Source organism: Streptomyces sp. FH025 (assembly GCF_017427025.1).
Taxonomy (GTDB): domain Bacteria; phylum Actinomycetota; class Actinomycetes; order Streptomycetales; family Streptomycetaceae; genus Kitasatospora.
In genome coordinates this window covers 1-5,895 of sequence record NZ_JAFLNG010000491.1, presented here as the reverse complement: position 1 = coordinate 5,895, position 5,895 = coordinate 1, and the positions used below count along the sequence as shown (strand labels likewise).

Genomic DNA, 5,895 nt, shown 5'->3' with positions numbered 1-5,895 from the left:
GGCGCCACCGGCACCACACCCTCACTCGCACCGGAGAGTTCGGCTGTGAGGTGGTCGGCGAGGTCGGCGGGGGTGGGGTGGTCGAAGACGAGGGTCGCGGGCAGCCGCAGGCCGGTGGCGCCGGCGAGGCGGTTGCGCAGTTCGACGGCGGTCAGGGAATCGAAGCCGAGGTCGCGGAAGGCGAGTCCGGGGGTGATCGCGGCGGCGTCGGAGTGGCCGAGGACGGTGGCGGTGTGGGCGGCGACCAGGGACAGCAGGTCCGACGCGGGGGCCTTCGGCGTCGGCAGGGACTGCGGCATCGAGAGGTCGGCCGTGGTCAGCGCGGGACGTCCGGCAGCCAGCGCGGTGTCGAACATGGCCAGGGCGCGTTCGACGCTGATGGGGCGGATGCCCTTGCGGGCGAGGCGTTGGCGGTCGGCCGCGGTGAGGTGGGCGGTCATACCGCTCTCCTGCTCCCAGTAGCCCCAGGCCATCGACACGGCGGGCAGTCCGAGGGTCTGCCGGTGTGCGGCGAACGCGTCGAGGTAGGAGTTCGCGGCCGCGTAGCCGGCCTGACCGGCGTTGCCGAGTACACCCGCGGCCGCGGAGAACAGCACGAAGGCGGCGAGGTGGTGCTCACGGGTCAGCTCGTGCAGGTGCCAGGCGCCGTCGACCTTGGGACGCAGCACCCGGTCGAGCTGCTCTGCGGTCAGCCGTTCCATGACGGTGTCGTCGAGCACGCCGGCCGCGTGGACGACGGCGGTGAGCGGGTGCTCGGCCGGGATCGAGTCCAGTACGGCCGCCAGCGCGTCCCGGTCCGCGACGTCACAGGCCACGACCCGCACGTCGACGTCCCGTTGCGGCTCCAGGTGCGGCACCGCGCCGCCGCCGCGGCTGACGAGCAGCAGGTGCCGTACCCCGTAGCGGGACACCAGGTGCCGGGCGACGGCCTGGCCGAGGGTGCCGGTGCCGCCGGTGATCAGCACGGTGCCGTCGGGGTCGATCGGCTGGGGGACGGTGAGGACGATCTTGCCGGTGTGGCGGGCCTGGCTCATCAACCGGAAGGAGGCGACGGCCTGGCGGAGGTCCGCGGCGGTGACCGGCAGCGGCTCCAGCGTCCCGTCGGCGACCATCGCCACGACCCTGGAGAGGATGTCGCCCTGCCGCGCGGGGTCGACGTCGTTGAGGTCGAAGGCCCGGTAGATCAGGCCCTCGGGTGAGCGGACGTCCGTCTTGCCCAGCTCGACGAACCGTCCGCCGTCGGCGAGCAGCCGCAGGGAGGCGTCGGTGAGTTCTCCCGCGAGCGAGTTGAGGACGACGTCCATGGCCGGGAACCGGTCGGCGAACCGGGTGTCGCGGGACGAACCGATGTGGTCGTCCGCCAGTCCGAGGCGCCGCAGGGTGTCCCACTTGGCGGGGCTCGCGGTGGCGAAGACCTCCGCGCCGCTGTTCAGGGCCAACTGGATGGCGGCCATGCCCACACCGCCCGCGCCGGAGTGGACCAGGACCCGGTCGCCGGGGCGCAGTTCGCCGAGGTCGAACAGCCCGTACCAGGCGGTGGTGAACGCGATGGGCACCGACGCCGCCTCGGTGAAGCTCCAGCCGTCGGGGACCGACGTCAGGAGCCGGTGGTCGGCGACCACGCGCGGCCCGAAGGCGCCGGGCATCATTCCCATGACGCGGTCGCCGGGCCGCCAGGCCGTGACGCCGGGGCCGACCTCCAGGACGGTGCCGGCCGCTTCGCCGCCCAACGGGGGCCGGTCCGGGTACATGCCGAGGGTGATGAGCACGTCGCGGAAGTTCAGGCCGGCCGCGCGTACGGCGACCCGTACCTGTCCGGGTTCCAGCGCGGCCTCCTGCCAGGGCAGCAGGGCCAGGTCGTCCAGTCGCCCGGTGCCGGATTCGCTCAGCCGGTACGCGCCGTCGGGGGCGGTCAGTTCCGGCGCGTACCTGGCCTGCCGCGGCACGAGGACGCCTTCCCGGTGCAGGGCCAGTTCGGGTTCGTCGCCGGCTGTCATGGCGGCCCGGACCGCGTCCTCCTCGGACGCGTCGCCCATGTCGACCAGGACGAACCGGCCGGGGTGCTCGGCGGCGGCGCTGCGGACCAGGCCGCGTACGGCCGCGCCGGCCACGCCGCGGGTCAGGACGGCCAGGCGTGCGGCCGCCCGCTCCGGCCGCTCGGCCAGGAAGTCCTGGACGAGCGCGCGGGCCCGCTGGACGAGGGCGTGCACGGAGTCCGCGTCCGCTTCCGCGGTGAGGACCGGGCTCGGCACCACCTCGGTCGGTGTGCTCGCGGTGAGGGGCACCCACTGGGTGTGCAGCACCGCGGCCCGGGCCTCGGTGGCCGGACGGACGGTCAGCCCGGTGATGTCCGCGACCGGGTTGCCGGACAGGTCGGTCAGTGTCGCGCGGTAGGTGTCGGTGCCCGTGCGGGCCAGGTGGACCCGGGCGGACGACACACCGGTGGTGTGCACGGCGACGCCGGAGAAGGAGAACGGCAGCCGGACCCGGGTGTCGGGGCTGAGCAGGATCAGCGGCTGGAGTGCGGCGTCCAGGAGCGCGGGGTGGATGCCGAAGCGGGCGCCGTCGGGGACGGACACCTCGGCGTACAGTTCGTCCTCGCCCTGCCACAACGCCCGCACGCCCTGGAACGCGGGTCCGTACTGGTATCCGAGTCCGTCGAGGAAGGCGTAGAACCCTTCGGGGTCCACGGGTTCGGCGTTCCTCGGGGGCCAGTCGAGGCGACCGGCCGTCACCTGGCCGCCGAGAGTTCCGGACGCGTGGCGGACCCAGCCGTCGCCGCCCTTGGAGTGCACGGTGACCGGGCTGCGGCCGGCGTCGTCCGGGGCGCCGACCGAGACCTGGATGTCCGTGGGTGTGTCCGAGAGCGCGAGGGGCAGGTGTAGGACGAGGTCGTCAAGGGTCCCGCCGGCCAGGGTGGCGAGTTCGAGGAAGGCGGTGCCCGGCAGCAGGACCGTGCCGTCGACGGCGTGGTCGGCCAGCCAGGGGTGGGTGCGGGTGGAGACGCGGCCACTGTGCACGGTGCTTCCGTCGGGCAGTTCGACCGTGGTGCCCGCCAGCGGGTGCCCGGTGCCGTGGTCGCCGGCCGCGGGGGTGAGCCAGTAGGTGCTGCGCTGGAAGGCGTAGCGCGGCAGCCTGACGCCGTGCGGGCGGTCGTGCGGCCAGGTCACGGCGACGCCCTGGACGTGGAGGCGGGCCAGGGCGGTGTGGAATTCCCCGATGGCGCCGTGGTCGCGGCGCAGGGTGCCGGTCGCCACGCCGTCCAGGTCCTGCACCAGCACCGGGTGCGGGCTGACTTCCACGAACACCTCGTGGCCGTCGGCGGTGAGCCGGGCGGTGGCCAGGTCGAACCGTACGGGTTCGCGGAGGTTGCGGTACCAGTAGTCGGCGTCGAGGGCGGAGGTGTCGACCGGCTCGCCGGTGACGGTGGAGTAGAAGGGAATCGCCGCGGGCCGGGGCCGGATGTCCGCGAGGTCGGTCAGCAGCTGCTCGCGGATCGCCTCGACCTGCGCCGAGTGCGCCGCGTAGTCGACGGGGATGGCGCGGGCGCGTATGCCGTCCCTGGCGCAGGCTGCCAGCAGTTCGTCCAGGGCTCCGGGTTCGCCGGACACGACGACGGTCGAGGCGGAGTTGACCACCGCGACGGTGATCCGGTCGCCCCAGGGGCTCAGGTAGCCGGCGGCGGCGTCTGCGGACAGCGCGACCGAGACCATGCCGCCGTGTCCGGCCAGGGCGACCAGGGCCTTGCTGCGCAGAGCGACCACCTTGGCCGCGTCCTCCAACGACAACGCGCCTGCCACGTACGCCGCCGCGATCTCCCCCTGCGAATGCCCGACGACGGCATCAGGTTCCACACCATGCGCACGCCACAACTCCGCCAGCGCCACCATCACCGCGAACAGCGCGGGCTGCACCACATCCACCCGCTCCAGCGACCCACCGCCGGTCAGCACCTCCACCAACGACCAGTCCGTGTACGGCGCCAGCGCCGCGTCACACGCGTCGATCGCCTCCCGGAACACCGGCTCCGAGCCGTACAACTCCCCGCCCATGCCCACCCACTGCGCACCCTGCCCCGGGAACACGAACACCGACCGACCCAGCGGGCGGGCGATCCCGGTGACCAGCCCCGGCGCCGTGCCACCCTCGGCCAGGGCGTCCAGGGCCTCGGCGGTACCCACCACCACGGCTCGGTGCTCGAACACGGTGCGGGCGGCCAGAGCGCCCCCGACCGCCGCCGGGCTCACCTCGGGATGGACGGCGGTGAAGGCGCCCAGCCGGCGCGCCTGCTCCCGCAACGCCGCCTCGGACTTGGCCGACAGCGGCCAGAGGACCTGGTCGTCCGCGCGGCCCCGGGGAGAGGGTGCGGCGGAGTCGGCCTCGGCGGGCTGTTCGAGGACGCTCTGCTCGATGATGACGTGGGCGTTGGTGCCGCTGATGCCGAAGGCGGAGACGGCGGCCCGCCGTGGCCGCCCGGTCCCGGGCCAGGCGACCGGTTCGGTGAGCAGGCGGAGCGCACCGGAGTCCCAGTCGACGTGCGGGGTGGGCGCGTCCACGTGGAGGGTCCGCGGCAGTTCGCCGTGCCGCATCGCCATGACCATCTTGATCAGGCCCGCGACGCCGGCCGCCGCCTGGGTGTGGCCGATGTTCGACTTCACCGACCCCAGCCACAACGGCTCCACCCGGTCCCGGCCGTACGTCGCCAGCAGCGCCTGGGCCTCGATGGGATCGCCGAGAGTGGTGCCGGTGCCGTGGGCCTCCACCGCGTCCACCTCGGACGCCTCCAACCCGGCGTTGGCGAGGGCCTGACGGATCACCCGCTCCTGGGAGGGGCCGTTGGGTGCGGTCAGGCCGTTGGAGGCGCCGTCCTGGTTGGTGGCAGAGCCTCGGACGACCGCCAGCACCTCGTGGCCGTTGCGGCGGGCGTCGGACAGGCGTTCCAGCAGCAGCAGGCCGGCTCCCTCGGCCCAGCCCGCCCCGTCGGCCGCGGCGGCGAAGGACTTGCTGCGGCCGTCGGGCGCGCTCGCCCCCTGCCGGGACATCTCGGTGAACAGCGTGGGTGCCGCGTTGACGGTGGCGCCGCCGGCCAGGGCCAGGGAGCACTCTCCCGAGCGCAGCGCCTGAGCGGCCAGGTGCAGGGCCACCAGGGACGACGAGCAGCCGGTGTCCAGGGACAGTGCCGGGCCGAGCAGGCCCAGCTGGTACGCCAGCCGGCCGGACCCCACGCTCGACGCGGTGCCGGTGACCTGGTAGCCCTCCAGGTCGTCGGGGACCGGCCCGGCGGCGTAGCCGGTGGACCAGATGCCGGTGAACACGCCGGTGGGTGTGCCCTCCAGCGTGGTCGGGTCGATACCGGCGTACTCGATGGTCTCCCACGCCGTCTCCAGCAGGATGCGCTGCTGCGGGTCCATGGCGAGCGCCTCGCGGGGCGATATCCCGAAGAACGCCGCGTCGAAGTCGCCGGCGGCGTCGAGGAAGCCGCCCTGGGACGTGCTCGACGTGCGGGGGCGGCTTCCCGTCGGGTCGTACAGGCGGTCGATGTCCCATCCCCGGTCGGCCGGGAAGTCGCCGATCGCGTCCACGCCGTCCGCGACCAGCCGCCACAGGTCCTCGGGGGTGCCGACGCCTCCGGGGTAGCGGCAGCCCATGCCGATGACCGCGATCGGCTCGTCCGTCGCGGCCGGGGCCTGCGGCGCGTCCTGCTCGCCGGACTCGCCGGACAGGTGGGCGGCCAGCCGTGCCGGGGTGGGGTGGTCGAAGACGAGGGTGGCGGGCAGTTTCACCCCGAGCGCGGCGGTCAGGCGGTTGCGCAGTTCCACCGCGGTCAGTGAGTCGAAGCCCAGGTCCTTGAACGCCTGCCGGGGGTCGAGCCGCTCGGGGGTGGTGTGTCCCAGC

1 protein-coding gene is annotated in these 5,895 nt (G+C 74.1%); it reads right to left on the bottom strand.

Annotated elements, in window-relative coordinates; translation table 11 throughout:
* The coding region (locus J0670_RS27550) for a type I polyketide synthase (protein WP_243437602.1) at positions 1-5,895 on the bottom strand (5,895 nt) is incomplete at both ends.